Source organism: Mycobacterium sp. 852014-50255_SCH5639931 (genome assembly GCF_001665605.1).
Taxonomy (GTDB): Bacteria; Actinomycetota; Actinomycetes; order Mycobacteriales; family Mycobacteriaceae; genus Mycobacterium; species Mycobacterium paraffinicum.
The window spans coordinates 315424-341675 of record NZ_LZSV01000011.1; the positions used below are offsets into that span (position 1 = coordinate 315424).

Genomic DNA, 26252 nt, shown 5'->3' on the forward strand with positions numbered 1-26252 from the left:
CGGCGTTCATCCGGAATTCGCGCATCCCGGAGCCGCCCGTGGTGCTGCTCGAAGACAGCGCCGCGCTGCTCGGTCTCGGCGTAGCGTTTGCGGGCGTGACACTCACGGCGGTCACGGGAAACCCGTTGTGGGACGCGGTCAGCACGCTGGGTATCGGGGTGCTGCTGGCCGTGGTCGCCGTGGTTTTGATCGTCGAGACGCACAGCCTGTTGATCGGCGAGGGGGCAACGACCAACCAGTGCAAGATGATTCGGTCGGCCCTGCAGCGGGCCGAGCACGTCGACAACGTCCTTGACCTGCGCACCCAGTACCTCGCCCCGGACCAGATGGTGGTGGCCGCCAAGGTCGTGTTCGGCCCCGAGCGGGAATTCGCGGTCGCGGCCGATGTGATCAGAAACGCGGAGGCGCGCATTCGGGAGGCGGTGCCCGCGGTGCGCGTCGTCTACATCCAGCCCGAGGTCGAGCCCAGGTCCGTCTAGTGCAACTTGGGCAAGACGTTGGTGCGGTAGAAGTCGATGGCCGTCAGCGGATTGCTCTGGGGGAAATGCAGAAACGGCACGGCGCCGGCGTCCAGGACCGCTTGCACCGCCTTGATGTGGGGGGCGGGGTCGGTGCCGACGGTCCAATTGGCCAGCACCTTGTCGATGGGATTGACCGCCGCGGCGCGCTGTATTTCGACCGGATTCGGCTGGTCGACGGCGCCGGCGGTGAAGCGCCATAGGCTGGCGGCCGTCGTCGCCTCGGTGTTATCGCCGACGACAGCGAACAGCTCCGCGCGCTTGCCCAGGCTGCCCGGGTCGCGGCCGGCGGCCTCCGCGCCGGCGCTGAATGCGGCCACGAGTGCGGGGTTCGTGACATCCCGGGCCTGACCGATCCAGCCGTCACCGTATTGACCGGCCACAGCCGCGCTCTTGGGTCCGCTGGCCGCCACGAAGATCGGTGGCGGTGTGGACGGTGTGTCGTAGAGCTTCAGCGCGTTGGTCTGAAAGTACCGGCCGGTGAACGAGGTTCGCGATCCGCTCCACAACTGGCGGATCAGGTTGATCGCCTCGACCAGTCGGTCGTGGCGCTCGGCGTATTTGCCGAATGTGTTGGTGGTCGCCTGTTCGTTGAGCCGTTCCCCGGTGCCGACCCCCAGGAATACCCGGCCGGGGGTGAGGATCGCCAGCGAGGCGAACGCCTGTGCCACCACTGCCGGGTGATAACGGTACGTGGGGCAGGTGACCCCGGTGCCGAACGCGATGCGACTGGTGGCGTTGCCCACCAGCGCCAGCGTCAGCCACGGGAACATCGAATGGCCCTCGTTGTCCTGCCAGGGCTGGATGTGGTCGCTGGCCCAGACATACTGAAAGCCGGCCTGTTCGGCCGCCTGCGCTTGCGCCACCAGTTGGTCGGTGCGGAACTGTTCGTGCGAGAGGACCACGCCCACCCGCTTGACCGCGGGCGCTGGCGGGGCGGCGGGGCCGGCGTGGTCATTACCCGGGCGCCCACAGCCGGCGGGTAGCCCGGCTGTGCCGAGCATGCCCGCACCGGCGGCCATCCGCCCGAATGCGCGACGCGAAACGCCGGTCACCGCCCTAACGTACCCGCCGCTCCGGTCATGACACCCGGACGTGGCTCACCCGCTAGCCTGACTCGGGTGACTCCCCAGCCACGCCCGGCGCGCAAGGCCGATGTCCGCGAGCTGTCGCGCACCCTGGGCCGGGCCTTTTACGACGACCCGGTGACGACCTGGCTGCTGCCCGACCCGAAGGACCGGGCCGCCAACCTGCACCGGTTGTTCGCAACGATGACCCGCCACCACCATTTGGGCTGCGGCGGCGTCGAGGTGGCCTGCGACGGCCCGGACATCGGCGCGGCGGCCCTGTGGGATCCGCCGAATCAGTGGCGCGAGACTCGCCGGGGCGAACTGGCGATGATTCCGACGTTTCTGCGGGTGTTCGGCCTTCGTGCCGCGAGGGCGCGCGGCCTGCAGGAGCTCATGAAGCGCATGCATCCCGAAGAGCCGCATTGGTATCTCGCCGTGATCGGGAGCGACCCCTCGGTCCGCGGGCGGGGCTTCGGGCAGGCGTTGATGCGGTCGCGGCTGGATCGCTGCGACGCCGAATACTGTCCGGCCTACCTCGAGTCGAGCAAGCCCGAAAACGTGCCGTATTACGAACGTTTCGGCTTCGCGGTGACCCGCGAGATCGTGGTCGCCGACGGCGGTCCCACCATGTGGGCGATGTGGCGGTCGCCGCGCTAGGGGCGGGTCGCGTTTCGCCCCCCGATCCGGCGGGCAACCGTTCCCGCATGAGCGAAGACCCCCAAGCCGACGAGCTGGTGGACCCCGCGGACTTCCCCGAGGAGGGCGGCCCCGGTGACACGTTGAACGCGAGCGAAGGCACCGACTCCGACGAGTTGCACAACGACGACGGCGACATCGTCGTCGACCCGCCCGAGGGCTGGAGCGAAGCGAACCGGTTCGGCATGACCGCGCGGGAAGAGCGCGAGGGCGAATCTCTGGATGCCCGGCTGGCGGAAGAGGAGCCGGACATCTCGCCCGATTCCCCCGGGGAAGGTGGGGACGCGCTCGCCGACGGCCCTCCCGGACGCGCTCATCGGGGCCAGATCGATGGCGCGCCCGAAGACGGCCAGTCGCTGTATGAGGTGGTCGATGAGAACGGGGCGCCGGACTTCAGCCAGACGACGGAGTGAGGTAGCCAGTGTCCGACTGTTCACTCCGGGTGCGGTGCGGCTAAGGCTTGCTCTTCCAGCCGGCGATGCCGATGGCGATCATCCGCAACTGCTTGACGGCGAGCCGCCGAATGTCTTCCAGCGTTTCGGCGCTCTGCGAATCCTCGATCGCCTCCGCGATGACGATCATCGCGTTGACGAACAGGGTCGCGAGCACGTTGAGATCCTCGGTGGTCCACTCGTGCAGCCGTGGAAAGCGCGCCAGGTCGGTGGCCAACTCGGACGTGATCAACCGGATCTCGGTGCGGATGGCATAGCGCAGCACGCTGAGCCCGCTGTTGCGTTCACGAGCAATGAATCGCCAATGTTCCCGCCGCTGCGCCACACTGGCGACCAGGATTTCGACGGATGATTCGATCACCCGGTTCGGGTCGAGCTTGCCGGCACGCGCGTCACGTAGGGTGTCGCGCAAACTTCGGAATGACTCGTCGATCAAGACCAGCCCAAGGGCCTCCATCGACTCGAAGTGGCGATAGAAGGCGGCCGGCACGATCCCGACCTCACGGGTCACCTCGCGCAGGCTGAGACTGGAAAAGCTGCGGTCCTGCAGCAGCTTGAGTGCCGCGGCGATGATTGCGCGACGGGTCGCCTCCTTGCGCTCCTCACGCGACCGACTTTCGCGCGAGCGCTCGCGACCAGAACCGCGCACCCGTGAGCTAGGAGTACGGCTGTTCACTGTGTGAAGCCTACCACAGACCTGCGGAAACCCTTGACTGACCGGGGGGTATGGCCCCACGGTGTACATATGTTCACTCAAACCGCTCAGACTTCGGGTCGAGCCCTCGCTCGGACTTTTCGGAAGCGAGTCTTGGGTTCAGACCTTCTCGACCTGCTCACCGGCCCGCACGGCGTCGACCGGTACACCGAGCTGGTGGCGCCGACCTGGACGCTGGGGGAGGCCCGCGCCAAGGTGATCGACGTGCGCCGCACCACCGCGCGCAGCGTCACCCTCACCCTCGCTCCGAACGACAGCTTCACATCCGCCCATACCGTCAAAGCCGGGCAGTACGTCAACCTTGCCGTCGAGATCGACGGCCGCCGGCACAGCCGCTGCTATTCCCCGGCCAATGCCGAGGGGACCGCCCACCTCGAGCTGACGATCGGGCAGCACGACGGCGGGCTGGTTTCGAACCACCTGTACGAACACGCCCGCCCCGGCATGGTGTTCGGTTTGGCCGGCGTCGGCGGCGACTTCGTGTTGCCGGAGCCGGGCCCGCAAAGACCGCGCCGGATCTTGTTCGTTTCCGGTGGAAGCGGCATCACCCCGGTGATGGCCATGGTGCGCACCCTGGTCGCCGAGGGGCACCCCGGCGAGATCGCGTTCATCCATTACGCCCGCAACGCGGGCGAGGCGTGCTACCGCGACGAGCTCGCGACGCTGCCCGGGGTCCGGGTGCTGCATGGCTACACCCGAGCCGAGGGCGGCGACCTCGCCGGCCGATTCGGCGCCGCGCATCTGGCCGCCGCGATGCCATCACCCGATGCGGTGTTCGTCTGCGGGCCAACGCCTCTGGTCGATGCCGTCCGAAACCACTGCGACAACGTCTACACCGAGAGCTTCGTACCACCATCCTTCGAAGTGCCGGCCAATCCCTCGGGCGGGCGGGTTACGTTCTCCGACAGCGGGGTCGATGTCGTCGACGACGGACGTCCCCTGCTGGAACAGGCGGAATCGGCCGGCCTGTCACCCGAGAACGGCTGCCGGATGGGCATCTGCCACACCTGCACACGGCGGAAGACCACCGGCACGGTGCGCAACCTGATCACCGGCGCGGTCTCTACCGGCCCCGACGAGGACGTGCAGATCTGTGTGTCCGTCCCGGTCGGCGATGTGGACCTGTCGCTTTAGTCCCAACCAATACTGGAGGAAAAGCCATGACACAGAACAAGATCAACCTGACCCCGGAACAGGCCGACGCATTCGGCCGCGAACTGGATGCCATCAGGGAACGCGTGATGGCCAGCCTCGGCGCGGAGGACGCCGACTACATCCGCCGCGTCATCAAGGCCCAGCGCGCGCTGGAAGTCGGCGGCCGCGCGCTGCTGTTCCTGCCGCCCGCCTGGCTGCTGGGAACCACGATGCTGGGGTTGTCGAAAATCCTGGACAACATGGAGATCGGCCACAACATCATGCACGGCCAATACGACTGGATGCGTGACCCGAACATCTCCGGCCGGTCCTTCGAGTGGGACACCGCGTGCCCGGCCGATCAGTGGCGCCATTCGCACAACTACATGCACCACACCCACACCAACATCGTGGGGATGGACCGCGACATCGGCTACGGCATCCTGCGGATGAGCGAAGACCAGCGCTGGCAGCCGTACTTCCTGGGCAACCCGCTCTACGCCTTCTTGTTGATGGTGCTGTTCCAGTACGGCGTCGCGCTGCACGAACTGGAAACCGAGCGAATCCGCTCCGGCGAAATCGAGCTGGCCGACAAACGTGAGGTGCTGCGCGCGATCTGGAAGAAGACGCGGCGGCAAACGCTCAAGGACTACGTGGCCTTCCCGTTGCTGGCCGGTCCCTTCGCGCCGTTCGTCTTCGCGGGCAACCTGTCGGCCAACCTGATGCGCAACGTCTGGTCCTACATGATCATCTTCTGCGGCCACTTCCCGGACGGCACCCAGGAGTTCACCGTCGAGGAGACCAAAGACGAGTCGCGCGGCCAGTGGTACTTCCGCCAGGTCCTCGGTTCGGCAAACCTCACCGGTGGCAGGCTCTTTCATCTGCTGTCCGGCAACCTGTCCCACCAGATCGAGCACCACCTGTTCCCGGACATGCCGGCGCGGCGTTACGCCGAGATCGCGCCCGAGGTGCAAGCGATCTGCGAGCGCTACGCAATCCCCTACAACCGCGGCCCGCTGCTGCGTCAGTTCGGCACCGTCGTCCGCAAGATCGTCCGGCTCACCTTCCCGGACTCGGTCCTGCGCAAGGCCGGCCCCGACCGGTCGGCCGATCAGGTGACCGCGGCCGCCTGACAGCCGCCCACGACCCCGCACGTGATCCGAGTATTCACGTGCGGGGGCACAATGGGCTGCGTGGAGTGGACCGGCGCGCGGTATGCGGACAAACCGACGGTGGAGGCATCGACGTGGATCGATGCCGATCCGGTCCGGGTGTGGAGCCTGGTCTCCGACATCAAGCTCATGCCGACGCTCAGCAACGAGCTGCAGGCGGTGGAGTGGGCCGACGGTGCCGACGGCCCGCGCGTGGGCGCCCGCTTCGTCGGACACAACGAGCACGACGCGTTCGGGCGATGGACCACCACCTCGCAAATCGTCGCGTGTGACGAGCCGCGCGAATTCGCCTGGGCCGTCGGGGAACCCGACAACCCCGCGGCGATGTGGCGGTTCCGGCTGAACTCCCGCGATGGCGGCACGGCGCTGAGCTACTGGATGCAGATGGGCCCGGGACGTTCGGGGTTGTCGGCGGCCATCGAATCGATGCCCGACAAGGAACAGAAGATCGTGTTCGTGCGGATGCGCGAGTTCGAGGCGGCGATCGGCAAGACGCTCGCGGCGATCAAGAGACTGGCCGAGCACGGGGTGCGCTGATGCGCACCGCCACCACGGTCGAGTTGTCGAGCGCCGGCCGGGACACCGCAACCTTCGTCGTCGAGGCGGAGAAGCTGGGCCTCGATGTGTGCTGGGTGGCCGAGGCCTGGGGCTCCGACGCACCGTCGGCCCTGGGTTACCTCGCGGCACGGACCGAACGCATCCTGCTGGGCTCGGGCATCCTGCAGGTCGGCGTTCGATCGCCCGTGATGGTCGCGCAGACTGCCATCACGCTGTCCAACCTGTCGGGCGGGCGTTTCCTGCTCGGGCTGGGCGCGTCCGGCCCGCAGGTGATCGAGGGCTTGCACGGCGTCTCGTTCAGCGCGCCCCTGGCCCGCATCTCCGAAACCGTCGACATTGTGCGGCAGGTGTGCACCGGAGACAAACTCGCATACTCGGGCAAGCAGTTTCAGATCCCGCTCCCCGGCGGCGAAGGGCTGCCGATGCGGTTGTCGACCCGGCCGGAGCATCCCATTCCGATCTATCTGGCCGCGCTGTCTCCGGCGATGCTGCGGCTGACGGGCCGGGTCGCCGACGGGTGGCTGGGCACCAGCTTCGTCCCGGAGGGTGCCGGCGCCGCCTACTTCTCGCATCTCGACGAGGGCCTGGCCGCCGCCGGCCGCGCGCGCGCCGACGTCGACATCTGCCAGGGCGCCGAAGTCGCGTTCGCCTCGGACGAGGACGAACTGCGCGCCATGGTCGCCGGCCGCAAGAAGGAGCTCGCGTTCAGCCTGGGCGGGATGGGGTCGTCGAGCACGAACTACTACAACCAGGCCTACAGCCGGCAGGGCTGGGCCGGCATCGCCGCCGAGGTGCGCGAGCGCTGGCAGCGGGGCGACCGCGACGGCGCGGCCGCGTTGGTCACCGACGAAATGGTGTTGGCCACCACGCTGATCGGCACCGAGGAGATGGTCCGCGCGCGGCTTGCGGTGTGGCGCGACGCTGGCGTGAACACCGTGCGGCTCTACCCGGCCGGCGACACGCTGGAGGCGAAGCTTCGCACGCTCGGCCGGGCCGTCGAGTTGGTTCGCGAAATCGAAGTGCCGGCGGGCTAGCTGGTAACGGTGGGCGCCTGTGTCGCCTTCACCAGTTCCACCTCCGGCCGCGGCGGTACCCCGTCGGCGAGGAACCACCGGAAGGCGAGGTTGCCGCGCGGATAGCCCAGTGTGGTCAGTGAATTCGGGTGGCCGGTTCTATCGCGGGACAAGACGATCGTCACCGAGCCGTCGCTGTTGACCGCGGCGCTGTGGCCGTTGATCGAACAGCGGGCGTCCGGGCCCTCGGAGGCGCCGAAGGTGGCCATGAATTGGTTCCACACCACCAGGTTCCAGAACCGGCATGCGGGCGGCCGGTGCGTGATGATCAGCGCTTCGTCGTCAGCGAGCACAAAGCTGCCGTATGAGTAGCAGGCGTCGCGCGCCGACCAGCCGAAGTTTGCGTCGGGAACCTGATAGGGATCGGCGAATTGATTTGCCGCGTGCGTGGTTTCGTGCCCCAAGGCATGGCCGTCGTCGACGCGCGTCCCTACCGCCAGCGGCACGATGGCGAACATGGTGCGCAACCAGGTCGCGACCGCCCGTAGGCTCGCGGCGGTCTCGGCGTCGCCGTGCCGGATCGGCTCCGGATCGTCGAGCGCCTCGATCCGCCAGGTGACGGGGCGGCCGGTCAGCGGGTCGGCCTGATAGTCGCGGGTCATCAGCACAGCGGCGTCGGGGGTGGGGCCGAGTTCGAAGGCGAAGTTGCCGTCGGCGCCCACGTCGAGATCGCTGTCGCGGACGATTGCGACCACCCGGTCCGACCACGCGCCCGGTGACGGCTCGTTGTAGGCGGTCACCGAAAAGTACACGCTGTCACCGCGATTGCCACTGATGCGGTAGCGGCGCTTCGGGTCGACCGGACACATGAAGTAGTAGGCGTCGGTGTTGTCGCCACCCCAGCGGCGGTCGCGGCGGAACGGCGTGTTCACCGCGACGAACTGGGGCCGGCCGGGCTCGGGGAACAGGTAGGCGTCGAAGGCCACGCCGAGCGTGCTGGCGAGCATGCGGTAGCCGTCGGCTATGTGGCGGTCGTCGGTCACCGCCCGGTCGCCCTCCAGGAAGGAGCGGTCCAGGGTTCCCAGGGTGGCGAGCAGTTCCTGCCACGCGGCCGTCGTTTCGTGCGTCATGCGCGGATTCCCTTCAGGAGCAACGTCGTTGTGCGATCGACCCAGGCGTCATCGAGTTCACCGACACGGGTGAGCAAGCCCATCAGGGTGATGCCGGCGATGGCGTCGGTGAGTTCGGTGGCGGTCACGTCGGGCCGGACCTCGCCGCGGCCCGCAGCCCGCTCCAGCAACTCGGTCAGGCCGCCGCCGATGACGCCGGCGAATCGCTCCAGCAGCGCCGAGTGCAGGGTCGGGTCCGCGGCCATCTCGCCCACCAGGCCCGGCAAGGCCGCCCTCGCGGCCGGCGTCGTCAGGAAAGCCATTGAGCGACGGACCATTTCGTGTAGGTCCCCGGGCAGTGAGCCGGTATCGGGTAGCTCGGTCGCGATACCGATGGGGAACACCGCCTCATGGACCAGGTGCGCCTTGCTCGGCCAGCGTCGGTAGATCGCGGGCTTGCTGGTGCCGGCGCGTTCCGCGATCGCGGAGACCAAGAGCCCGGCATAGCCGGTTTTGGCGAGCAGCTCGACCGTCGCGCTCAGCACCGCGCCGTCGATGCGTGGGTCACGGGGCCGGCCAAAATCCACTACCATTACGAAACTGAGAGTAACATAAGTCGCCGTGACCGACGCCGTTCGCCTCGATGACCTCGCCGCGCCTCGCTTCACCGCCGAGGCGCAACAACTGCTCGACATGATGGCCTCGCTGGCGCCGGACTGCCCGCTGGATGCCGTGGCGTTGCATGCGAGGGCCGCCGCGGACACCGGCCTGGACGACTTCGGTGCGGACGACTATCGCGAACGGCTCGAGGTCTACCTCGCGGCGCTGCGCGACATCGACGGGCTACACGAGGCCGGGGTGGTGAACTTCTTCGGGCAGCTGTTGCAGTTGCTCAAGAACCGGCTGCTGTTGACCGACCTGGTGCGCAGGCATCCGGAAATCGACGACATCGAGCTGCAACCGCCGGTGGTCATCGCCGGCCTGCCGCGCACCGGCACCACCCATCTGCACAACCTGCTGGCGGCGCCGCCCACCTTTCGCACCATGCCGTACTGGGAAAGCGTCGAACCGTTTCCCTTGCCGTCCGAGGCCGGGGTCGAGCCGGATCCCCGCCGGGCTCGGATGGACGTCGCGGTCGGGCTGATCAACACGGTGATGCCCCACTTCCCGCTGATGCACGAGATGACCACCGAGCACGTCCACGAAGAGATCCAACTGCTCGCCAACGATTTGTCGACCATGCTCTTCGAGACGCTGGCCGACGTGCCCCGCTGGCGCGACTACTACCAGGCCCACGACCAGACGCCGCACTACGCCTACCTCGCCCGCCAACTCAAGGCCATGCAGTTCTTGCGGGGCGGACGGCGCTGGTTGCTCAAGTCGCCCCAGCATCTCGAGCAGGTGCCGGTGCTCGATCGGGTTTTCCCCGGCGGCATCGTCGTTTTCACGCACCGTGACCCGGTGCCGGTGGCGCTGTCGATGATCGCGATGATCACCTACTCCGCACGCATGCACCGGTCACCGGTGCCCGTTCAGGAGATCGCGGCGTCGTGGATCGACCGCTTGGACGACATGCTTTCCGCCCTCGTGCGCGACCGCGACACCATCGGCCCGGAACGCTCGATCGACATCCGCTTCGACGACTTCATGGCCGACGAAACCGGCGTCGCCGAGCGGGTGTACGCCCTGGCCGGCGAACCGTTCACCGACGAAGTTCGAACGGCGATCGACGAGTACCTGGCCAGGCACCAGCGCGGCCGGTTGGGCAACGTCGCGACCTCCTGCGAGATGTTCGGCCTGGACGAGGCCGACCTGCGTCGCCGCTTCGCGCCGTACGTCGAGCGGTTCCTGGCCTAACCCGCGGCAGGCGGCTACGTTCTCACTTCATGGTCACTATGCCCGCGCTGGACGGTGTCGAACACAGGTACGTCGATCTCGGAAGCGGTGTGACGATCCATGTCGCCGACGCGGGACCGGCCGACGGGCCGGCGGTGATGCTGGTGCACGGCTTCCCCCAGAACTGGTGGGAATGGCACAACCTGATCGGGCCGCTGGCCGCCGACGGCTATCGCGTGCTGTGCCCCGACCTGCGCGGCGCCGGCTGGAGCTCGGCGCCCCGCTCGAGTTACACCAAGACCGAGCTGGCCGACGACCTGGCGGCCGTCCTGGATCGCCTCAACGTCCAGACGGTCAAGCTCGTCGCACACGACTGGGGTGGGCCGGCCGCGTTCATCATGATGCTGCGTCACCCGCAAAAGGTGACCGGCTTCTTCGGGGTGAACACGGTGGCGCCGTGGGTGAAGCGCGACCTGCGGGCGGTGCGCAACATCTGGCGGCTGTGGTATCAGATCCCGATCTCGTTGCCGGTCATCGGGCCGCGGATGATCAGCAATGTCAACTCGAGGGCGAGCCGTGTGCTCGGGTCCTGGGTGGGTGGCGGCTACGCGCTGCCCGAGGAGGACCTCCGCCTCTACACCGAATGCATGCGTCAGCCCGGCCACGCGGAGGCGGGTTCGCGGTGGTATCGCAGCTTCCAGACCGGGGAGATGCTGCGCTGGATGCGCGGCGAGTACGCCGACGCCCGCGTCGAGGTGCCGGTCCGCTGGCTGACCGGCACCGAAGACCCGGTGATCACACCCGACCTGACCGACGGATATGCCGACCACATCAGCGATTTCAAGGTGGAGCTGGTCGACGGCGTCGGCCATTGGATCGTCGACCAGCGTCCGGAGCTGGTGCTCGACCGGGTGCGCGCCTTCCTGCGCGGCCAAAGATAAACTGCTGCGCGCCGTTTCGCCGTGTCGTCGCAACTGGTTATGTGTCGCGGGAGAACGGCGCCTCAGGGCTGGACGAGGATACGGATGGGGTTGCCTTGTTGACGTTCGAGCATCTCGATGCCGTGCGCCACGTCTTCCAGGGCGACGATCTCGCTGATCGACCGTGAAAGGTCAAGGCGCCCAGCCGAAACCAGCTTCGCGAGGGTCTCGATGTCGACGTTCTGATAGCCCAGGTGGCCGAGCACCTGCTTGCGGGTCAAACCGAACAGGGAGGTGGGCCCGATGGTCGGCGCCTGCGCGCTCATGCCGACGCCCACCAGGCGGCCGCCCGGGGTGAGGCAATCGAGCCCCTGCTCGAACGTCGCCTTCAGCCCGACGGCGTCGAAGGCCACATCCAGCAGCCGGCCGCCGGTAACCTCGGCGATCTTGTCCCTGAGCCCGTCGTCGCGGGAGTCGAACGCGTAGTCCGCGCCCACGGCCAGGGCACGCTCCAGGACCGCGGGGTTGACGTCGACGGCGACGATCGGCACGGCGCCGACCAACCGCGCCAGCTGGACGATGTGGGTGCCGAGGCCGCCGACGCCCCACACGCCGACCGACTCGCCGACCGCCACCTTTCCGGTCCGGACGACCGCGCCGAACGGTGTGGACACCGCGTCGGCCAGGATCGCGGCCTGCTCCAGCGGAACGTTGTCCGGTACCCGGGTCAGGCCCGCCGCCTGCGCCAGGGTGTACTCGGCCCACGCTCCGTCGTAAGCGAACGCCATCAATTGGATCCGCAGGCAATTCACCACATCGCCGCGCCTGCAGTTCGCGCATTTCTGGCAGGGCCGGCCGGCGGCAACCACAACGCGGTCGCCCTCGGCCCAGCCGGTCACCTCGGGGCCCAGCTTCGCGATGGTGCCCGACGCTTCGTGGCCCTGGATCACCACGGGGCGCTGCGCCGGGAAGGTGCCGTTGATAAGGCTCAGGTCGGAATGGCAGATGCCGCAGAAGGCGACCTTGACCAGGACTTCACCGGGACCGGGCTCCGGTATTGGAACGTCTTCGAGCGCAACCCTTTTGGTGTCCGCGTAGAAGCGCTCGGCGCGCATCGTCGTCGTCATGGGGTTAGTCGACGCCGATGGTGACTTCCGTGGACTTGATGAACACGGTTGCGGGCTGCCCGACCTTCAGGCCGAGATCGGTCGCGGCGTCCTTGGTGACGGAGGAGGTGACGACCTGGTCGCCGCCGTCGAGCTTCACCTTCACGATTGCCATCACGGTCCCGAGATCGACCTCGGTGATGGTTCCTTTGAGCTGGTTTCGGGTTGATAGCCGCATCGCGAGGTCCTCCGTCTGGGTTAGGCGTCTGCGGTTGACCCTAGCCCGGTGACGATGCAGGCCGGAACGGCCTGCGGTGGAGGCGGGCGATTCAGGTCAGTGTCGCGGGCCGAGCAGGGCTATGGAGGCGTCGACGGCCGGCTCGACGATTTCCCGCACCGGCTTTCCGTCCTCGACGGCAAGGGCGGTGAGTTCGCGCAAACCGCCCAGCAAGATGACCGCCAGCGCCGCGGTCAGCGGGGGCAGCTCGGCCCGCTGGAACCCGGGGCTGGCGCTGAGGTCGATCAGCAGGCTGGACAGCAGCTGTAGCCCGCGGCGCTGCACCGGGCGGGCGGCGGCACCGAGCGACGGAAGCTCCCGGATCCAGCTCAGCGTGATGGCCGGCCGGGACTCGATGTAGCCGACGTATGCCTCGACGGCCTGACGAATCTGCTGATGCCAATCGGCCTCGGGGTCGACCGCTGCCGCGATGAACGCGCCGAGCTTTTCGTTGTCGGACCCGAGCAACTCCAGGAAGCACTCTTCCTTGCTCGCGAACTGGTCGTAGAAGGTGCGCTTGGATGTCCGGGCGTGACGAACGACGTCGGCGACGGTGCTGGCGCGGTAGCCGCGCTCGGCGATCGAGGTGGCGAGGCCGTCGAGCAACCGGAGCCGGAACGGGTCGCCGAGAACCGCTTCGTCAGCCGTTGCTGTCGCCGCTGATGTCACCGCCGGCACCCCTTTCGGTCGGTACGGCACCCTTGTCAGGTCTGGTACCACAGAGTACCGTATGTTCGAAAGCATTGGTACACCGCGGTACCACCCCGATGCTCGGGGCAGATACGGGGAGCAGTCCGCTATGAGTGAAGTAGTCACCGCCTCGCCGGCCACCACCGCCCTCAGGTCGCCTCCCGCAACCCGGCTGCCGAAGCTGTTGCAGGGGCTGGGTTTTGCCGTATCACGGCGGGGGATGATTCAACGGCTGGCTCGTCGGCACGGCGATGCCTTCACCCTGAACCTGCCCATCTACGGCCGGGTCGTGGTGGTCGCCGACCCGCAGCTGGCCAAGCAGATCTTCACCACCAGCCCTGACGAGCTCGGCAACATCCAGCCCAACCTGAGCCGGCTGTTCGGCTCCGGCTCCGTCTTCGCGCTCGACGGGGAGGACCACCGCCGGCGACGGCGGTTGCTCGCGCCGCCGTTTCACGGCAAGAGCATGAAGAAGTACGAGGCGATCATCGAAGAAGAGACCTTGCGCGAGACCGCCGGCTGGCCGGAGGGTGAGGCCTTCCCGACGCTGCCGTCGATGATGCGTATCACGCTCAACGCCATCCTGCGCGCCGTCTTCGGGGCCGAAGGCGCCGAACTCGACGAGCTGCGCCGGCTCATCCCGCCGTGGGTCACGCTGGGCTCACGGATGGCGACAATGCCGAAACCGCAACGCAATTACGGGCGCTTCACCCCGTGGGGGCGGCTCGACGAGTGGCGCCGCCAGTACGACACCATCATCGACAGGCTGATCGAGATCGAGCGGGCCGATCCCAACTTCGACGAGCGCTCCGACGTGCTCGCACTGATGCTGCGCAGCACCTACGACGACGGTTCGGCGATGTCGCGCAAGGACATTGGCGACGAGCTGCTCACGCTGCTGGCCGCCGGCCACGAAACGACCGCCTCCACGCTGGGCTGGGCGTTCGAACGGCTGACGCGGCATCCGGATGTGTTGGCCGCCCTGGTCGAGGAGGCCGACAATGGCGGCCAGGAGCTGCGACAGGCGACCATCCTGGAAGTCCAGCGGGCCCGGACGGTCATCGATTTCGCGGCCCGGCGCGTCTACCCGCCGCGTTATCAACTCGGGGAGTGGGTCATTCCCCGCGGCGAATCAATCCTGGTGAGCATCGCGCGGATTCACGAAAATCCCGACGTGTTCCCGAATCCGGAGCGCTTCGACCCGCAACGGTACGTCGGGACCAAGCCGTCGGCGTTCGCGTGGATCCCGTTCGGCGGCGGCACCCGCCGCTGCGTGGGGGCAGCGTTCGCCAACATGGAGATGGACGTCGTGCTGCGAACGGTGTTGCGCCACTTCACCCTTGAGACCACGACGGCGCCGGGGGAGCGGTGGCACGGCCGGGGCGTTGCCTACACGCCGAAGGATGGCGGCCGGGTCGTCGTGCACCGGCGCTGAGCCGGAGCTGCCTACTGGTCCGCGGTGGCCCGCCGCGGCAGTTTCCAGCCCGGGCGGATGTAGTGACAGGTGTACCCGTTCGGGTAGTGCTGCAGGTAGTCCTGATGCTCGGGCTCGGCTTCCCAGAAGTCTCCGGCGGGGCTGACCTCGGTCACCACCTTGCCGGGCCATAACCCGGACGCCTCGACATCGGCGATGGTGTCAAGCGCGATCCGCTTCTGCTCCTCATCGAGGTAGAAGATGGCCGACCGGTAACTGGGCCCACGGTCGTTGCCCTGGCGGTCTTTCGTTGTCGGATCGTGGATCTGGAAGAAGAACTCCAGCATGGTGCGGTAGTCGGTGACGGCCGGGTCGTAGACGATCTCGATGGCCTCGGCGTGCGTGCCGTGATTGCGGTAGGTCGCATTCGGGACGTCGCCGCCGGTGTAACCGACCCGGGTCGAAACCACACCCGGCTGCTTGCGGATGAGTTCTTGCATCCCCCAGAAACAGCCGCCGGCCAGGATCGCTTTTTGGGTTGCCATTGCTCGTCCTCCTCACGGGCCACGATGCCGCCCAGGCTACACTCCGCCGATGAGCTGCAACGGTGCCGCGAAGTGACTCCCCGTTCGTTCTCCCGCACCGAACTGGCCGCAGCTTTCGAGAGGTTCGAGGAGACGGTGGCCCGGGCCGCCGAGACGCGCGACTGGGACGCCTGGGTCGAGCAGTACACGCCCGACGTCGAGTACGTCGAGCATGCGGCGGGCACGATGCGCGGCCGCGACGAGGTGCGCGAGTGGATCAAGCAAACGATGACGACCTTCCCCGGCAGCCACATGGTCGCGTTCCCCACGCTGTGGTCGGTGATCGACGAGCCCACCGGGCGGGTCATCCTCGAACTGGACAACCCGATGCGCGACCCTGGCGACGGCAGCGTCATCAGCGCTACCAACATCACGATCATCACGTACGCCGGTGACGGCCAGTGGAGCCGTGAAGAAGACATCTACAACCCGCTGCGTTTCCTCAAGGCCGGGATGAAGTGGTGTCGCAAGGCCCAGGCGCTGGGCACGCTCGACGAAGACGCCGAGAGATGGATGCAGCAATACGGAGGATCTCAGTGAGCACCAAACCCAAATTGGTCATCGGCGCCAACGGCTTTCTGGGTTCGCACGTCACCCGCCAACTCGTCGCGGACGGCTTCCAGGTCCGGGCGATGGTGCGCCCGAATGCCAACACCCGCTCCATCGATGACCTCGAGCTCACCCGTTTTCATGGCGACGTTTTCGATGACGCCACGTTGCGCGAGGCGATGGACGGTGTCGACGACGTCTACTACTGCGTGGTGGACACCCGCGCATGGTTGCGTGACCCCGCGCCGCTGTTTCGCACCAACGTCGACGGCCTGCGCAACGTTCTCGATATCGCCGTCAGCCAACCCGACCTGCGCAGGTTCATCTTCACGAGCACCTACGCGACGGTGGGCCGGCGGCACGGCCACGTGGCGACCGAAGACGACGTGATCAGCCCGCGGGGACAGACCCCGTACGTCCAGTCGCGGGTGCAGGCCGAAGAACTGGTGATGCGGTACGTGGCCGAGGCGGGGTTGCCCGCCATCGCGATGTGCGTGTCGACGACCTACGGCGGCGGTGACTGGGGCGGCACGCCACACGGTGCCTTCATCGCCGGCGCCGTCTTCGGCAAGCTGCCCTTCGGAATGAACGGCATCCAGCTGGAAGTCGTCGGCGTCGACGATGCCGCGCGGGCCATGATCCTGGCCGCCGAGCGCGGCCGCATCGGTGAGCGATACCTGGTCTCCGAGCGGATGATCGCGTTGAACGACGTCGTACGCATCGCGGCCGACGAGGCCGGGGTGCCGGCGCCGCAACGCTCGATTTCGGTCCCGATGCTGTACGCCCTTTCCGCGCTGGGCAGCCTGAAGGCCCGGCTCACCGGCAAGGACTCCGAACTCAGCCTCGCGTCGGTGCGCATGATGCGCGCCGAGGCCAACGTGGACAGCGGCAAGGCCAAGCGCGAATTGGGTTGGGAGCCGCGCCCGGTCGAGGAGTCGATCCGCGAGGCCGCCCGGTTCTGGGCCGCGATGCGCAATCCGCGAAAGACCAGCCCGGCCGCACAGTCCGAATAGGCGCCCGGCCCGTGGACCGAATACGCGTCGATCTCGAGGGGCCGCCGCAGACGATGCTGGCGACGCTGTATGCAAAGGCGATCGACGCTGACCTGCCGAACCCGATTCTGGGCGACCGTTATGCCAAGGAGGTCGTCGAGCGGATCGAGTACGACTGGACGAAGACCACTATCACCGCCCGCAATTCATCGTCGGTGACGACTCGCGCCGCGCACTTCGACATGTGGGCTCGCCAATTTCTCGACGCGCATCCGAGCGCCGTTGTCCTGCACTTGGGCGGCGGACTGGACGGCCGATATTTCAGGCTCCAGCCGAGCCCGCTGGTGGAGTGGTACGACGTCGACTACCCCGACGTCGCCGAACTGCGCACCCGGCTCTACCCCGCTGCCCCGCACTGCCACGTCGTCGCTGCGTCGGTAACCGATCCGGCCTGGCTGGCGGAGATACCCGACGACCGGCCCGCGCTGATGCTCGCCGAAGGCCTGACCATGTATCTGCGCGAACAGGACGGCATAGCGCTGCTGCAACGGGTCGTCGATCGCTTCGAACACGGCGAGCTGCAATTCGACGCGTTCAACCGGACGGGTATCAAGTCGCAATGGATGAACCCGGTGGTGCGCCGGTCCGGATCGAAGTTGAGCTGGGGCATCGACGGGCCGGACGAGATCCTCCAGGCGGTGCACGGCACTCGACTACTTTCCTGGGTGCGGTGGTTCGAATCCGAGACCTTCGAGCGACTTCCGCGGGTCTACCACGTGCTGGGCCGGGCCATGTCCTTGGTTCCGGCCATGGCCAATATGTCCCAATATCACCGCTACGCATTCGGGCCGCCCTGATCGGGAAGTGTCGGGCGCCGGCTCGTGTTGAATCCTTTATCGGCGTCTAGGAGGAGACCATGAGCCATCCCGAAATCAAAGAACCCAGTGCCGGCCACCCGATCACCATCGAGCCGACGAAGGGGCGGGTACAGGTGCGCGTCAACGGCGAGGTGGTCGCCGACACGGCGGCCGCGCTCGAATTGCGTGAAGCCACTTTGCCTGCGGTGCAATACATTCCGATGAGCGACGTGGTGCAGGACCGGCTGATCCGCACGGACACCAGCACGTATTGTCCCTTCAAGGGCGAGGCCAGCTATTACAGCGTGACCACCTCGGCCGGTGACACCGTGGAGGACGTGATCTGGACCTACGAGCAGCCCTATCCGGCGGTCGCGGCGATCGCCGGGCATGTCGCGTTCTACCCGAACAAGGCCGAAATCAGCGTTTCTGCGTCCTAGAAGATCCACCCCGGCAGCGCGGCCTCATGGGCCCGGGTGTCGCTGTACATCCGCATCGAGACGATCAAGCCGTCGCGGGTGTCGAAGATGCAGACGAATGGGCTGTCGTATTCGACGCCGCCGGTGGTGGTGCCGCTGGCGTGCGCCTCGACCACCACGGTCTCGCCCTCGTTCACACACCGCACCAGGTCGATGGTCAGCTCGAGGTCCCGTTTGCGCCGCTCGATGGCTTGCCGGAACGCTTCCTTGTCGCACGAAGCCCGCGTGACGAGCGACCAGTAGGTGAAGTCGTCGCTGAGCAGTGAAAAACCCTCGTCGAGGTCGCCCCCGTCGCTCGTACTTTGCAGGAACATCCAAGCCAGTTCGCCCTGCGGGTCATCGAACGGCGTCATCACACCGCAATATTGACTTGGCACATCGTTAACGGTCAATCGGAGATTTGGTCGGTGGAAAGCGCGCGCACTGTCACGTTCCCCGGGGCGGTCAGCTTCGGGCACACGTTGGCGCCCCTTCGCCGAGGTCGCGGGGATCCGTGTTTTCAGGCTTCCGGTGACGGCACGATCTGGCGGACCAGCCTGCTGCCGACCGGACCCGTCGCCGCGCGGATCGGCCGGGTGGCCGCGAACGCCGCGCACTGTGTGGCGTGGGGTAGCGGCGCACCGGAGTTCGTCGAACGGTTGCCCGCGCTGCTCGGCCACGAGGACGACGCTTCCGATTTCGTGCCCCGGGACCCGATAGTTGCCGCCGCGCAGCGGCGGGTGCCGCACTTGCGGCTCGGCCGTACAGGCCTGGTGCTGGAGGCGCTGATCCCCGCGATCATCGAGCAGCGGGTGCCCGGCGCCGATGCGTTTCGGTCGTGGCGCCTGCTGGTGTCCAAGTACGGGTCGCCGGCGCCGGGGCCGGCGCCGGCGCGACTGCGGGTGCCGCCGTCGGCCGACGAGTGGCGGCACATCCCCTCGTGGGAGTTCCATCGAGCCAACGTCGACCCGGGACGTGCGCGGACCGTGGTGACCTGTGCGCGACGGGCCGCCGCGCTGGAACGGCTGGCGTCCCGTCCGCCCGCGCAGGCGCGCGAGGCGATGATGTCGTTGCCGGGGGTGGGGGAGTGGACCGCCGCGGAGACCGCGCAACGGGCGTTCGGTGACGCGGACGCGCTCTCGGTCGGCGACTATCACATCCCGAAGATGATCGGCTGGACGCTGGCGGGCCGCCCGGTCGACGACGCGGGCATGCTCGAGCTGCTTGAGCCGATGCGACCACACCGCTACCGAGTGGTCCGGTTGCTCGAGGCCAGCGGGCTGGCATACGAACCGCGGCGCGGCGCCCGGCTACCGGTGCAGCACATCAGCGACCTCTAAACGTGGTCATGGCCTCGTTGGCGCCGCGTTTTCGGCAACGGTCACGGGGTAACCAACGTCAAAGACGTGACCGTGTGCGAAACGGAGGAAATCGATGACACCGTTCACCATCCCGGGGCTCACCGACAAACAGGGAGCGCGCCTGACCGAACTGCTGCAAAAGCAACTGAGCACTTACAACGATCTTCACCTGACGCTCAAGCATGTCCACTGGAATGTGGTGGGGCCCAACTTTATTGGTGTGCATGAGATGATCGACCCGCAGGTCGAGGCGGTCCGCGGTTTCGCCGACGACGTTGCCGAGCGCATTGCGGCCCTGGGCGGATCACCGCAGGGTACGCCGGGAGCCATCATCAAAGACCGCACCTGGGACGACTACTCCGTCGGCCGCGACACCGTTCAGGCTCACCTGGCCGCGCTCGACCTTGTCTACACCGGCGTCATCGAGGACACCCGCAAGTACATCGAGGAGACCGAGGAGCTCGACCCGGTCACCCAGGATCTGTTGATCGATCAGGCCGGGAACCTGGAGAAGTTCCAGTGGTTCGTCCGGGCGCACCTGGAGAGCGCGGGCGGGCAGTTGACCCATGAGGGCACGACCACCGAGAAGGACGCCGCCAGCAGCGCGCGCCGTTCCTAGCGGTCGTCCTCGGCCCGACCTTCGCGCTCGGCCGCGGCGGTCTCGCGGTTCAGGCGCTGTGATTCGTAGATCGTGACGTTGGTGCGCGACATCAGCAGTGCCGCGATGCCGACGGAGAGGATCGCTCCGGGCACGACCGAGAACGAGCCGGTCATCTCGGCGACCATGATCATGATCGCGAGCGGCGCCCGCGCGACGCTGCCGAAGCACGTCATCATGCCGACCACGACGAAGATCCCGGGCTCGTGCGGCACCCCGGGCAGCCCGGACAGCTCGCCCAGCCGCCACACCGCCGCCCCGACGAAGGCGCCGATCACGATTCCCGGCCCGAAAAGTCCGCCGGATCCGCCGGTGCCGATCGACAGCGACGTGGCGACGATCTTGGCGATCGGTAGCACGACTACGATCCACAACGGGATGCCCAGCAGCGTCCCACGGTCGGCCGCCAGCTGCGCCCAGCCGTAGCCGCTGCTGAGGATCTGGGGAATCAGCAACCCCAGCAATCCGACGAGGAGGCCGCCGACCGCCGGCTTGAGCACCGGGCCGCCCGGGAGCCGGCGGGTGAGCCGCACCGCGGCGTGGAAGGTGCGGGCGTACAGGTAGCCGACCGCGAAAGCGACCAGTCCGATGACCACGAACCACAGCAGCGGCCATGCCTTCTCGAAGCGGTACTCGGCGTCGATGTAGCCGAACAGCGGGTCGAAGCCCAGGAACGCGCCGAGCACCGCATAGGCCGTGCCAGAGGTGATGAACCCGGGCAGCAGGCAGCGGTAATCGAAATCGTCGCGGTAGGTGATCGATGCGGCGAGCACCGCACCGCCGAGCGGCGCGGCGAAGATCGCCCCGATTCCGGCGCCGATGCCCAGCGCCACCGCGGTCCGGCCGTCCTCATCGGGCAGGTCGAGCCGTCGTGCGAGCAACGAGCAGAAGCCCGCCGAAATCTGCGCCGTCGGACCCTCCCGCCCGGCCGAACCGCCCGACCCTATCGTCAGCGCGCTGGCGATCATCTTCACCAGCACCGCCCGGAAACGGATGGCGCGTGGGTCCCCGTGCACGGCCTCGATGGCCTGGTCGGTCCCATGGCCGGTGGCCTCCGGGGCGAGCTTGGCGACGATGAAGGCCGAGATCAGCGCTCCTGCCGTCGTCACCAACGGGATCGCCCACGCGCGGTGAAAACCGGGATCGCCGCGACCGCCGCCGCCCTCTCCCAGCGGCGTCGGGATGTGGTAGCCCCCGAGATAACCGAGCAGGAACTCGCCGGTGTACCTGAGCGCCAGGTAGAAGACGACGGCTCCCAGACCGGCGACGACGCCGATCGTGACGCCGAACAGCAACCACTTCTGCAGGTAGCCGGACTTCCTGATCGACGCCCCGAACCGCCCGCCGGCGCCGGACACCGAGCCCGCTGGGGCCACCGCGGGCCGGGGCTCGTCGTCCGTCTGTTCGGTCACGGCGCGGGCTTCACGCGCGGTCGTGGCTCCGGTCCCCCAAGCATCCGGTCATCCTATGCAGCGCAACGTCGGCGCACCGGGGAATAACTGGACCGCGGTCCGGTTATTCGGGGTAGTTCTCATTACGGAGGTCACATGCCCGCTATCACCGCCAACACGTTGACGTTGCCCCGCGTCGGTGTCGCCGCACCCGCCGACACCGAGCGCCCGGTCCGGTCGATCACCACCGGGCCGCGCGGCTACGAGGGCGAGGGCTTTCCCGTCGTCCGCGCCTTCGCCGGGGTGAGTGCGGCCGCTCTGGACCCCTTCGTGCACATGGACGAGATGGGCGCGGTGGAGTACGAGCCCGGCGAGCCGAGGGGCACGGACTGGCACCCACACCGCGGGTTCGAAACGGTCACCTACATGGTCGACGGCAAGTTCGCCCACCAGGACTCCCACGGCGGTGGCGGGCTGATCACCGACGGCGCGACGCAGTGGATGACCGCCGGATCGGGGATCCTGCACATCGAGACGCCGCCCGCGGAACTGGTCGACAGTGGCGGCCTCTTTCATGGCATCCAGTTGTGGGTGAATCTGCCGAAGAGAGACAAGTTCGCGCCGCCTCGGTATCAGGCCATCGAGGGTGGCGACGTGCAGTTGATCTCGTCCGACGACGGCGGGGCGCTGGTCCGCATCATCGCGGGCGAAGTCGACGGTCACCGGGGCCCCGGGATCACTCACACGCCGATCACGCTCGCCCACGCCACGATCGAAACCGGCGCCCGCCTCAACATGCCGTGGCGGCGCGATTTCAATGCGCTCGTGTATGTGTTGTCCGGCAGCGGATATGTCGGCCCGGTTGCTCACCCGATTCGCGAGAGTCAATTGGCGGTGCTGGGCCCCGGAGATCGGATCACGGTGGGTGCCGATCCGGCGCAGGAATCGGCGCGCAAGACCGCGATGGATGTGCTGATTCTGGGCGGCCGACCCATTCGTGAGCCGGTATTCCACTACGGGCCTTTCGTAATGAACTCGCGCGCGGAATTGGTCGAGGCGGTGCAGGACTACCAGGCCGGGAAGTTCGGCAGCATTCCGCCAAATGCGCTAATGCCGCACCGGGGCGGTGGCACACTTTAACGATGTCTTCAGGGGTGGGTCGCAGGCCTGGACGCCCCCCTGCCGCAAAGGCGGATGAGACGCGTCAGCGAATCATGCGGGCCGCCCGCCTGGTGTTCAGTGAACGCGGTTACGACGGCGCCACGTTCCAGGCGATCGCGGCCCGCGCCGATCTGACCCGTCCCGCCATCAACCATTACTTCTCCAGCAAGCGCGTCTTGTATCGCGAGGTATTGGAGCAAACCAACGAAGCCATCATCGGAACCGGCATCAAAGTGGCCAGCCGCGAGACCACTATGGCGGCGCAGCTGACGGCGTTCATCACCTCCGCGGTGCAAGCGAATTCGGAGAATCCCGCCGGATCGGCGCTGATAATTTCCGGGGTGCTCGAGTCGCAGCGGCACCCGGAATGGAACAAGACCGAAAACGAGTCAGTCCGGGCCGTCCGGGAATTTCTGGATCGAGTCGTCAAGGACGCGATCGAGCGCGGCGAGGTCGCCGCCGACGTCGACGCGTCGGCGCTGATCGAGTCGCTGGTCGTCATCATGTGCGGCGTCGGCCTGTACGCGGGCTGGGTGGAGAGCCCCCAGCAGATGCTGGCCGTGACCGGAATGCTGCGGCAGTTGATGGAAGGCGCGCTCTGGCGGCCGGAGGCCTAGCCCATCGCGTGGGCAGTGAAGTTGCGCACAAAGCGTATAGGCTAACTAACTTATCCCGGTAATATGGCCCCGTCATGACTGATGTGGACGCGTCGTTACCGCCTTCCCTGAGATCTGCCGGCGACAGCTGGGCCATCACCGAACTCGTCGGTGCCACCGCGCTGGGCGTCGCCGCGTCGCGCGCGGCGGAAACCGCCGGGAGCAACCCGTTGATCCGCGACGAGTTCGCCCGCGTTTTGGTCTCGTCGGCCGGCCCGGCATGGGCCCGGCTCACCGATCCCGAATTGGCGTGGCTCGACGGCGACGAGCAGGGCCGTCGCGCGCATCGGATCGGCATCGACTACCAGGCCGTGCGCACCCACTTCTTCGACGAGTACTTCGCCGACGCCGTGCAGGCCGGGATTCGGCAGGCGGTCATCCTGGCCGCCGGCTTGGACTCGAGGGCCTACCGCCTGCATTGGCCGGACGGCACCGCGGTCTACGAGATCGACCAGCCCAAGGTGCTGGAATACAAGACCTCAATCCTGCAGCAGCACGGCGCCGCCCCCGTCGCGAGCCGCCGCCCTGTCCCCGTTGACCTGCGCGACGACTGGCCCGCGGCGTTGGCCGCGGCGGGCTTCGACCGCACGCGACCGACCGCCTGGCTCGCGGAGGGCTTGCTCCCGTACCTGCCAAGCGACGCGCAAGACCGTCTGTTCGAGATGTTCACCGCTCTCAGCGCCCCGGGCAGCCGGGTCGCCATCGAGGCGTTCGGCCTGAACTCGCGGAGCAATTCGCAGCGCTGGCTGCGGATGCGGGAGCGGCTCGGCCTGGACGTCAACGTGCAAGCGCTGACCTATCACGAGCCGGACCGTTCGGACGCGGCCCAGTGGCTGACCGACCACGGCTGGCAGGTGCGGGCCGTGGACAACCGCGAGGAAATGGCCCGACTGGGCCGCCCGATACCCGAAGACCTGGCCGAAGACGCCGTGCGCAGCGTGCTGCTGCGGGCGCACCTCGGCGAGCCGACCGCCTGACTTCCGCCCGAGGATCAAGGAGCAACTCAATGAGCTCACTGCGCACCCACGACGACACCTGGGACATCAAGACCAGCGTCGGCAGTACCGCGGTGATGGTCGCCGCCGCCCGGGCCGTCGAAACCGAACGGACCGACGCCCTCATCCGCGACCCGTACGCCAAACTTCTGGTCACCAACGCCGGTGCCGGGGTGTTGTGGGAGCACATGCTCGACCCCGACGTCGCGGCCAAGATCGAATCCCTCGACGCCGACTCCGCGGCGCAGCTCGAGCACATGCGCGGCTATCAGGCGGTGCGCACCCACTTCTTCGACACCTACTTCAACGACGCCGTCGCCGCCGGAATCCGGCAGGTGGTAATCCTGGCGTCGGGCCTGGATTCCCGCGCCTACCGCCTCGACTGGCCCGCCGGCACGGTGGTGTACGAGATCGACCAGCCCCAGGTCTTGGAGTACAAGTCCGCGACGCTGGCGGAAAACGGCGTGACGCCGTCGGCCGAGCGCCGCGCGGTGGCCATCGACCTGCGGCAGGACTGGCCGGCCGCGCTGCGCGACGCCGGGTTCGACCCGACGGCGAGGACCGCATGGCTGGCCGAGGGCCTGCTGATGTACCTGCCGGCCGAGGCGCAGGACCGGTTGTTCACCCAGATCGGCGAACTGAGCCCGGCCGGAAGCCGGGTCTCGGCGGAAACCGCGCCCGCGCACGCCGACGAGCGCCGGCAGCAGATGCGCGAGCGGTTCAGGAAGGTCGCCGACGAGCTGGGCATCGAAGAGACCGTCGACGTCGGCGAGCTGATGTACCGCGACGACCACCGGGCGAACGTCACCGACTGGCTGAACAACCACGGCTGGCGTGCTCAGGCGCAGCGCTCGACGGACGAGATGCGCCGGCTGGGCCGCTGGATTGAGAACGTCCCGCTGTCAGACGACAAGGACGCCTTCTCCGACTTCGTCATCGCCGAACGGCTGTAATGCCCCGCTCGCTGGACGACTCCTGGGACATCGCCACCAGCGTCGGCGCCACCGCGGTGATGGTCGCCCTGGCCCGCGCCGCCGAGACCTCCAGCGACTCACCGCTCATCCGCGACCAGTTCGCCGAGCCGCTGGTCTCCACGCCCGAGCTGGCCGGAGTCCGCGAGCAGGTGGCGGCCTGGTGGGCGGGCGAGCCGGACGACGACTCCGGTGGTGACGCCCCGGACCCCAACCACATGATCAACTACCAGGCGGTGCGCACCCACTTCTTCGATGCGTACTTCGCCGACGCCGTGGCAGCCGGTATCCGGCAGGTCGTGCTCGTGGCCGCCGGCCTGGATTCGCGTGCCTACCGGCTGGACTGGCCGGCCGGCACCGTGGTGTACGAGATCGATCTGCCCAAGGTGCTCCAGTACAAGACCGAGACGCTGGCGAGCCACGGCGCCGAGCCCACCGCCGACCGCCGGCCCGTGCCCGTGGACTTGCGCCATGATTGGCCAAAGGCCTTGCGCGACGCCGGTTTTGACGCGGACCGGCCGACGGCGTGGCTGGCCGAGGGGCTGCTGCCATTCCTGCCCGCGGCGGCGCAGGAGGCGCTGTTCGCCTCCATCGATGCGCTGAGCGGATCGGGCACCCGGGTGGCGGTGGAGAACTTCGGAGTCGACGAGGAGAAGCGCCGCGAGGCCGAGCAGAGGTGGCAGGAACTGCGGGCCAAGCGCGAAGCACGCGGCCAAGACACCTCGTTCAACCCCTTCGACCTCTGGTTCTCCGATGAGGGCCGGCCCGACTGCGCCGAGTGGTTCGCCGGGCACGGCTGGACCACGAGCATGGTGAGCGCGCGCGACGAGGGCGAGCGGCTGGGCCGTGCGCCGCAACCGGAAGACCGGCCGTTCGCGAACAGCTTCGTGACGGCATCCAAACCCTGAGCCGGTTCGCTGGGTCAGATCCTTTCTACTG

Annotated in this window: 31 protein-coding genes; 21 read left to right on the forward strand and 10 right to left on the reverse strand. The window is 67.8% G+C overall.

All coding sequences use genetic code 11. The features are described 5' to 3' along the window. Nucleotides 1-38 precede the first annotated feature (38 nt). Nucleotides 39-479 carry a hypothetical protein gene (locus A5758_RS07005; RefSeq protein WP_197503794.1) on the forward strand — a complete coding sequence of 147 codons (441 nt, stop codon included), beginning with the start codon at nucleotides 39-41 and terminating at the stop codon, nucleotides 477-479. Here A5758_RS07005 and A5758_RS07010 read toward each other — a convergent pair. Beyond that, nucleotides 476-1573, reverse strand: a complete 1098-nt coding sequence (locus A5758_RS07010) for a F420-dependent hydroxymycolic acid dehydrogenase (protein WP_067738137.1) — start codon at nucleotides 1571-1573, stop codon at nucleotides 476-478. The two genes, A5758_RS07005 and A5758_RS07010, sit on opposite strands and share 4 nt — an antisense overlap. A 66-nt stretch (nucleotides 1574-1639) precedes the next feature. On the opposite strand from A5758_RS07010, the gene A5758_RS07015 reads away from it, so the two are divergent. Together A5758_RS07015 and A5758_RS07020 are read left to right on the forward strand one after the other, a co-directional pair. Then, entirely contained in the window at nucleotides 1640-2245 is a 606-nt protein-coding gene (locus A5758_RS07015; RefSeq protein ID WP_067738140.1) for a GNAT family N-acetyltransferase, read from the forward strand. Between the two features lie 47 nt (nucleotides 2246-2292). Further along, on the forward strand, nucleotides 2293-2697 hold the full coding sequence (locus tag A5758_RS07020; RefSeq protein ID WP_067738397.1) for a hypothetical protein: 405 nt from the start codon (nucleotides 2293-2295) through the stop codon (nucleotides 2695-2697). Between the two features lie 40 nt (nucleotides 2698-2737). On the opposite strand, the gene A5758_RS07025 is transcribed toward A5758_RS07020, so the two are convergent. Beyond that, nucleotides 2738-3385, reverse strand: coding sequence for a TetR family transcriptional regulator (locus tag A5758_RS07025; RefSeq protein ID WP_197503788.1), 648 nt, complete (start codon nucleotides 3383-3385; stop codon nucleotides 2738-2740). A gap of 96 nt (nucleotides 3386-3481) precedes the next feature. Here A5758_RS07025 and A5758_RS07030 point away from each other — a divergent pair, with 96 nt between their 5' ends. Genes A5758_RS07030 through A5758_RS07045 form a run of 4 tightly spaced genes read left to right on the forward strand, consistent with a single transcriptional unit; the run spans nucleotide 3482 to nucleotide 7349 of the window. Then, entirely contained in the window at nucleotides 3482-4585 is a 1104-nt protein-coding gene (locus A5758_RS07030) for a ferredoxin reductase (protein WP_067738143.1), read from the forward strand. 26 nt (nucleotides 4586-4611) lie between these two features. Beyond that, on the forward strand, nucleotides 4612-5718 hold the full coding sequence (locus A5758_RS07035) for an acyl-CoA desaturase (RefSeq protein WP_067738145.1): 1107 nt from the start codon (nucleotides 4612-4614) through the stop codon (nucleotides 5716-5718). A 51-nt stretch (nucleotides 5719-5769) separates the two neighbouring features. Continuing rightward, nucleotides 5770-6294 carry an SRPBCC family protein gene (locus tag A5758_RS07040; RefSeq protein WP_197503796.1) on the forward strand — a complete coding sequence of 175 codons (525 nt, stop codon included), beginning with the start codon at nucleotides 5770-5772 and terminating at the stop codon, nucleotides 6292-6294. Then, entirely contained in the window at nucleotides 6294-7349 is a 1056-nt protein-coding gene (locus A5758_RS07045) for an LLM class flavin-dependent oxidoreductase (protein ID WP_067738149.1), read from the forward strand. Before A5758_RS07040 ends, A5758_RS07045 begins: the two co-directional genes overlap by 1 nt. Here the strand turns inward: A5758_RS07045 and A5758_RS07050 are convergent. Both A5758_RS07050 and A5758_RS07055 read right to left on the reverse strand, forming a co-directional pair. Beyond that, nucleotides 7346-8458: a DUF1214 domain-containing protein gene (locus A5758_RS07050; protein ID WP_067738152.1), complete on the reverse strand. Its 1113-nt coding sequence runs from the start codon at nucleotides 8456-8458 to the stop codon at nucleotides 7346-7348. The two genes, A5758_RS07045 and A5758_RS07050, sit on opposite strands and share 4 nt — an antisense overlap. Then, a complete protein-coding gene (locus A5758_RS07055; RefSeq protein WP_067738155.1) occupies nucleotides 8455-9030 on the reverse strand; it encodes a TetR/AcrR family transcriptional regulator in 576 nt (191 codons plus the stop codon). The genes A5758_RS07050 and A5758_RS07055 overlap by 4 nt, the downstream gene beginning before the upstream one ends. Before the next feature lie 28 nt (nucleotides 9031-9058). Here A5758_RS07055 and A5758_RS07060 point away from each other — a divergent pair, with 28 nt between their 5' ends. Together A5758_RS07060 and A5758_RS07065 are read left to right on the forward strand one after the other, a co-directional pair. Next, entirely contained in the window at nucleotides 9059-10294 is a 1236-nt protein-coding gene (locus tag A5758_RS07060; protein ID WP_067738157.1) for a sulfotransferase, read from the forward strand. A 29-nt stretch (nucleotides 10295-10323) separates the two neighbouring features. Then, entirely contained in the window at nucleotides 10324-11214 is an 891-nt protein-coding gene (locus A5758_RS07065; protein ID WP_067738160.1) for an alpha/beta fold hydrolase, read from the forward strand. A gap of 62 nt (nucleotides 11215-11276) precedes the next feature. Here the strand turns inward: A5758_RS07065 and A5758_RS07070 are convergent, their stop codons facing one another. The 3 genes from A5758_RS07070 to A5758_RS07080 all read right to left on the reverse strand — a co-directional run bounded on the left by A5758_RS07070 (nucleotide 11277) and on the right by A5758_RS07080 (nucleotide 13245). Continuing rightward, on the reverse strand, nucleotides 11277-12320 hold the full coding sequence (locus A5758_RS07070; RefSeq protein WP_067738163.1) for a zinc-binding dehydrogenase: 1044 nt from the start codon (nucleotides 12318-12320) through the stop codon (nucleotides 11277-11279). A gap of 4 nt (nucleotides 12321-12324) precedes the next feature. Next, the gene (locus A5758_RS07075) at nucleotides 12325-12537 is read right to left on the reverse strand and encodes a molybdopterin-binding protein (protein ID WP_066949331.1); all 213 of its coding nucleotides are present in this window, start codon (nucleotides 12535-12537) and stop codon (nucleotides 12325-12327) included. Between the two features lie 96 nt (nucleotides 12538-12633). Further along, nucleotides 12634-13245, reverse strand: coding sequence for a TetR/AcrR family transcriptional regulator (locus A5758_RS07080; RefSeq protein WP_067738403.1), 612 nt, complete (start codon nucleotides 13243-13245; stop codon nucleotides 12634-12636). A 130-nt stretch (nucleotides 13246-13375) separates the two neighbouring features. Here A5758_RS07080 and A5758_RS07085 point away from each other — a divergent pair, with 130 nt between their 5' ends. Further along, the gene (locus tag A5758_RS07085; protein ID WP_067738166.1) at nucleotides 13376-14701 is read left to right on the forward strand and encodes a cytochrome P450; all 1326 of its coding nucleotides are present in this window, start codon (nucleotides 13376-13378) and stop codon (nucleotides 14699-14701) included. An 11-nt stretch (nucleotides 14702-14712) separates the two neighbouring features. Here the strand turns inward: A5758_RS07085 and msrA are convergent, their stop codons facing one another. Further along, on the reverse strand, nucleotides 14713-15225 hold the full coding sequence (gene msrA / locus A5758_RS07090) for a peptide-methionine (S)-S-oxide reductase MsrA (RefSeq protein WP_046185495.1): 513 nt from the start codon (nucleotides 15223-15225) through the stop codon (nucleotides 14713-14715). A gap of 72 nt (nucleotides 15226-15297) precedes the next feature. On the opposite strand from msrA, the gene A5758_RS07095 reads away from it, so the two are divergent. Genes A5758_RS07095 through A5758_RS07110 form a run of 4 tightly spaced genes read left to right on the forward strand, consistent with a single transcriptional unit; the run spans nucleotide 15298 to nucleotide 18102 of the window. Beyond that, nucleotides 15298-15804: a nuclear transport factor 2 family protein gene (locus A5758_RS07095; protein WP_067205020.1), complete on the forward strand. Its 507-nt coding sequence runs from the start codon at nucleotides 15298-15300 to the stop codon at nucleotides 15802-15804. After that, entirely contained in the window at nucleotides 15774-16826 is a 1053-nt protein-coding gene (locus A5758_RS07100; RefSeq protein WP_197503798.1) for an NAD-dependent epimerase/dehydratase family protein, read from the forward strand. The genes A5758_RS07095 and A5758_RS07100 overlap by 31 nt, the downstream gene beginning before the upstream one ends. A gap of 20 nt (nucleotides 16827-16846) precedes the next feature. Further along, nucleotides 16847-17662, forward strand: coding sequence for a class I SAM-dependent methyltransferase (locus A5758_RS07105; RefSeq protein ID WP_067205016.1), 816 nt, complete (start codon nucleotides 16847-16849; stop codon nucleotides 17660-17662). Between the two features lie 59 nt (nucleotides 17663-17721). Beyond that, nucleotides 17722-18102: a DUF427 domain-containing protein gene (locus A5758_RS07110; RefSeq protein WP_067738172.1), complete on the forward strand. Its 381-nt coding sequence runs from the start codon at nucleotides 17722-17724 to the stop codon at nucleotides 18100-18102. Here A5758_RS07110 and A5758_RS07115 read toward each other — a convergent pair. Further along, the gene (locus A5758_RS07115; RefSeq protein WP_067738175.1) at nucleotides 18099-18497 is read right to left on the reverse strand and encodes a nuclear transport factor 2 family protein; all 399 of its coding nucleotides are present in this window, start codon (nucleotides 18495-18497) and stop codon (nucleotides 18099-18101) included. The two genes, A5758_RS07110 and A5758_RS07115, sit on opposite strands and share 4 nt — an antisense overlap. 51 nt (nucleotides 18498-18548) lie before the next feature. Here A5758_RS07115 and A5758_RS07120 point away from each other — a divergent pair, with 51 nt between their 5' ends. Together A5758_RS07120 and A5758_RS07125 are read left to right on the forward strand one after the other, a co-directional pair. After that, nucleotides 18549-19460, forward strand: coding sequence for a DNA-3-methyladenine glycosylase (locus tag A5758_RS07120; protein ID WP_067738179.1), 912 nt, complete (start codon nucleotides 18549-18551; stop codon nucleotides 19458-19460). Nucleotides 19461-19554: 94 nt separating this feature from the next. Continuing rightward, a complete protein-coding gene (locus A5758_RS07125) occupies nucleotides 19555-20100 on the forward strand; it encodes a Dps family protein (RefSeq protein ID WP_067738182.1) in 546 nt (181 codons plus the stop codon). Here the strand turns inward: A5758_RS07125 and A5758_RS07130 are convergent. Then, the gene (locus tag A5758_RS07130; RefSeq protein WP_067738406.1) at nucleotides 20097-21515 is read right to left on the reverse strand and encodes a chloride channel protein; all 1419 of its coding nucleotides are present in this window, start codon (nucleotides 21513-21515) and stop codon (nucleotides 20097-20099) included. The genes A5758_RS07125 and A5758_RS07130 overlap by 4 nt on opposite strands. A gap of 171 nt (nucleotides 21516-21686) precedes the next feature. Here A5758_RS07130 and A5758_RS07135 point away from each other — a divergent pair, with 171 nt between their 5' ends. The 5 genes from A5758_RS07135 (at nucleotide 21687) to A5758_RS07155 (ending at nucleotide 26221) form a co-directional block, all read left to right on the forward strand. After that, nucleotides 21687-22670: a pirin family protein gene (locus tag A5758_RS07135; protein WP_067204802.1), complete on the forward strand. Its 984-nt coding sequence runs from the start codon at nucleotides 21687-21689 to the stop codon at nucleotides 22668-22670. Between the two features lie 2 nt (nucleotides 22671-22672). Next, nucleotides 22673-23308: a TetR/AcrR family transcriptional regulator gene (locus tag A5758_RS07140; protein WP_067204798.1), complete on the forward strand. Its 636-nt coding sequence runs from the start codon at nucleotides 22673-22675 to the stop codon at nucleotides 23306-23308. Nucleotides 23309-23382: 74 nt separating this feature from the next. After that, complete coding sequence (locus A5758_RS07145; protein ID WP_067738185.1) at nucleotides 23383-24324, forward strand: class I SAM-dependent methyltransferase; 942 nt, start codon at nucleotides 23383-23385, stop codon at nucleotides 24322-24324. A 38-nt stretch (nucleotides 24325-24362) separates the two neighbouring features. Next, nucleotides 24363-25295 carry a class I SAM-dependent methyltransferase gene (locus A5758_RS07150; RefSeq protein ID WP_156622527.1) on the forward strand — a complete coding sequence of 311 codons (933 nt, stop codon included), beginning with the start codon at nucleotides 24363-24365 and terminating at the stop codon, nucleotides 25293-25295. After that, complete coding sequence (locus A5758_RS07155; protein ID WP_067204789.1) at nucleotides 25295-26221, forward strand: class I SAM-dependent methyltransferase; 927 nt, start codon at nucleotides 25295-25297, stop codon at nucleotides 26219-26221. The genes A5758_RS07150 and A5758_RS07155 overlap by 1 nt, the downstream gene beginning before the upstream one ends. The last annotated feature ends 31 nt before the right edge of the window (nucleotides 26222-26252 follow it).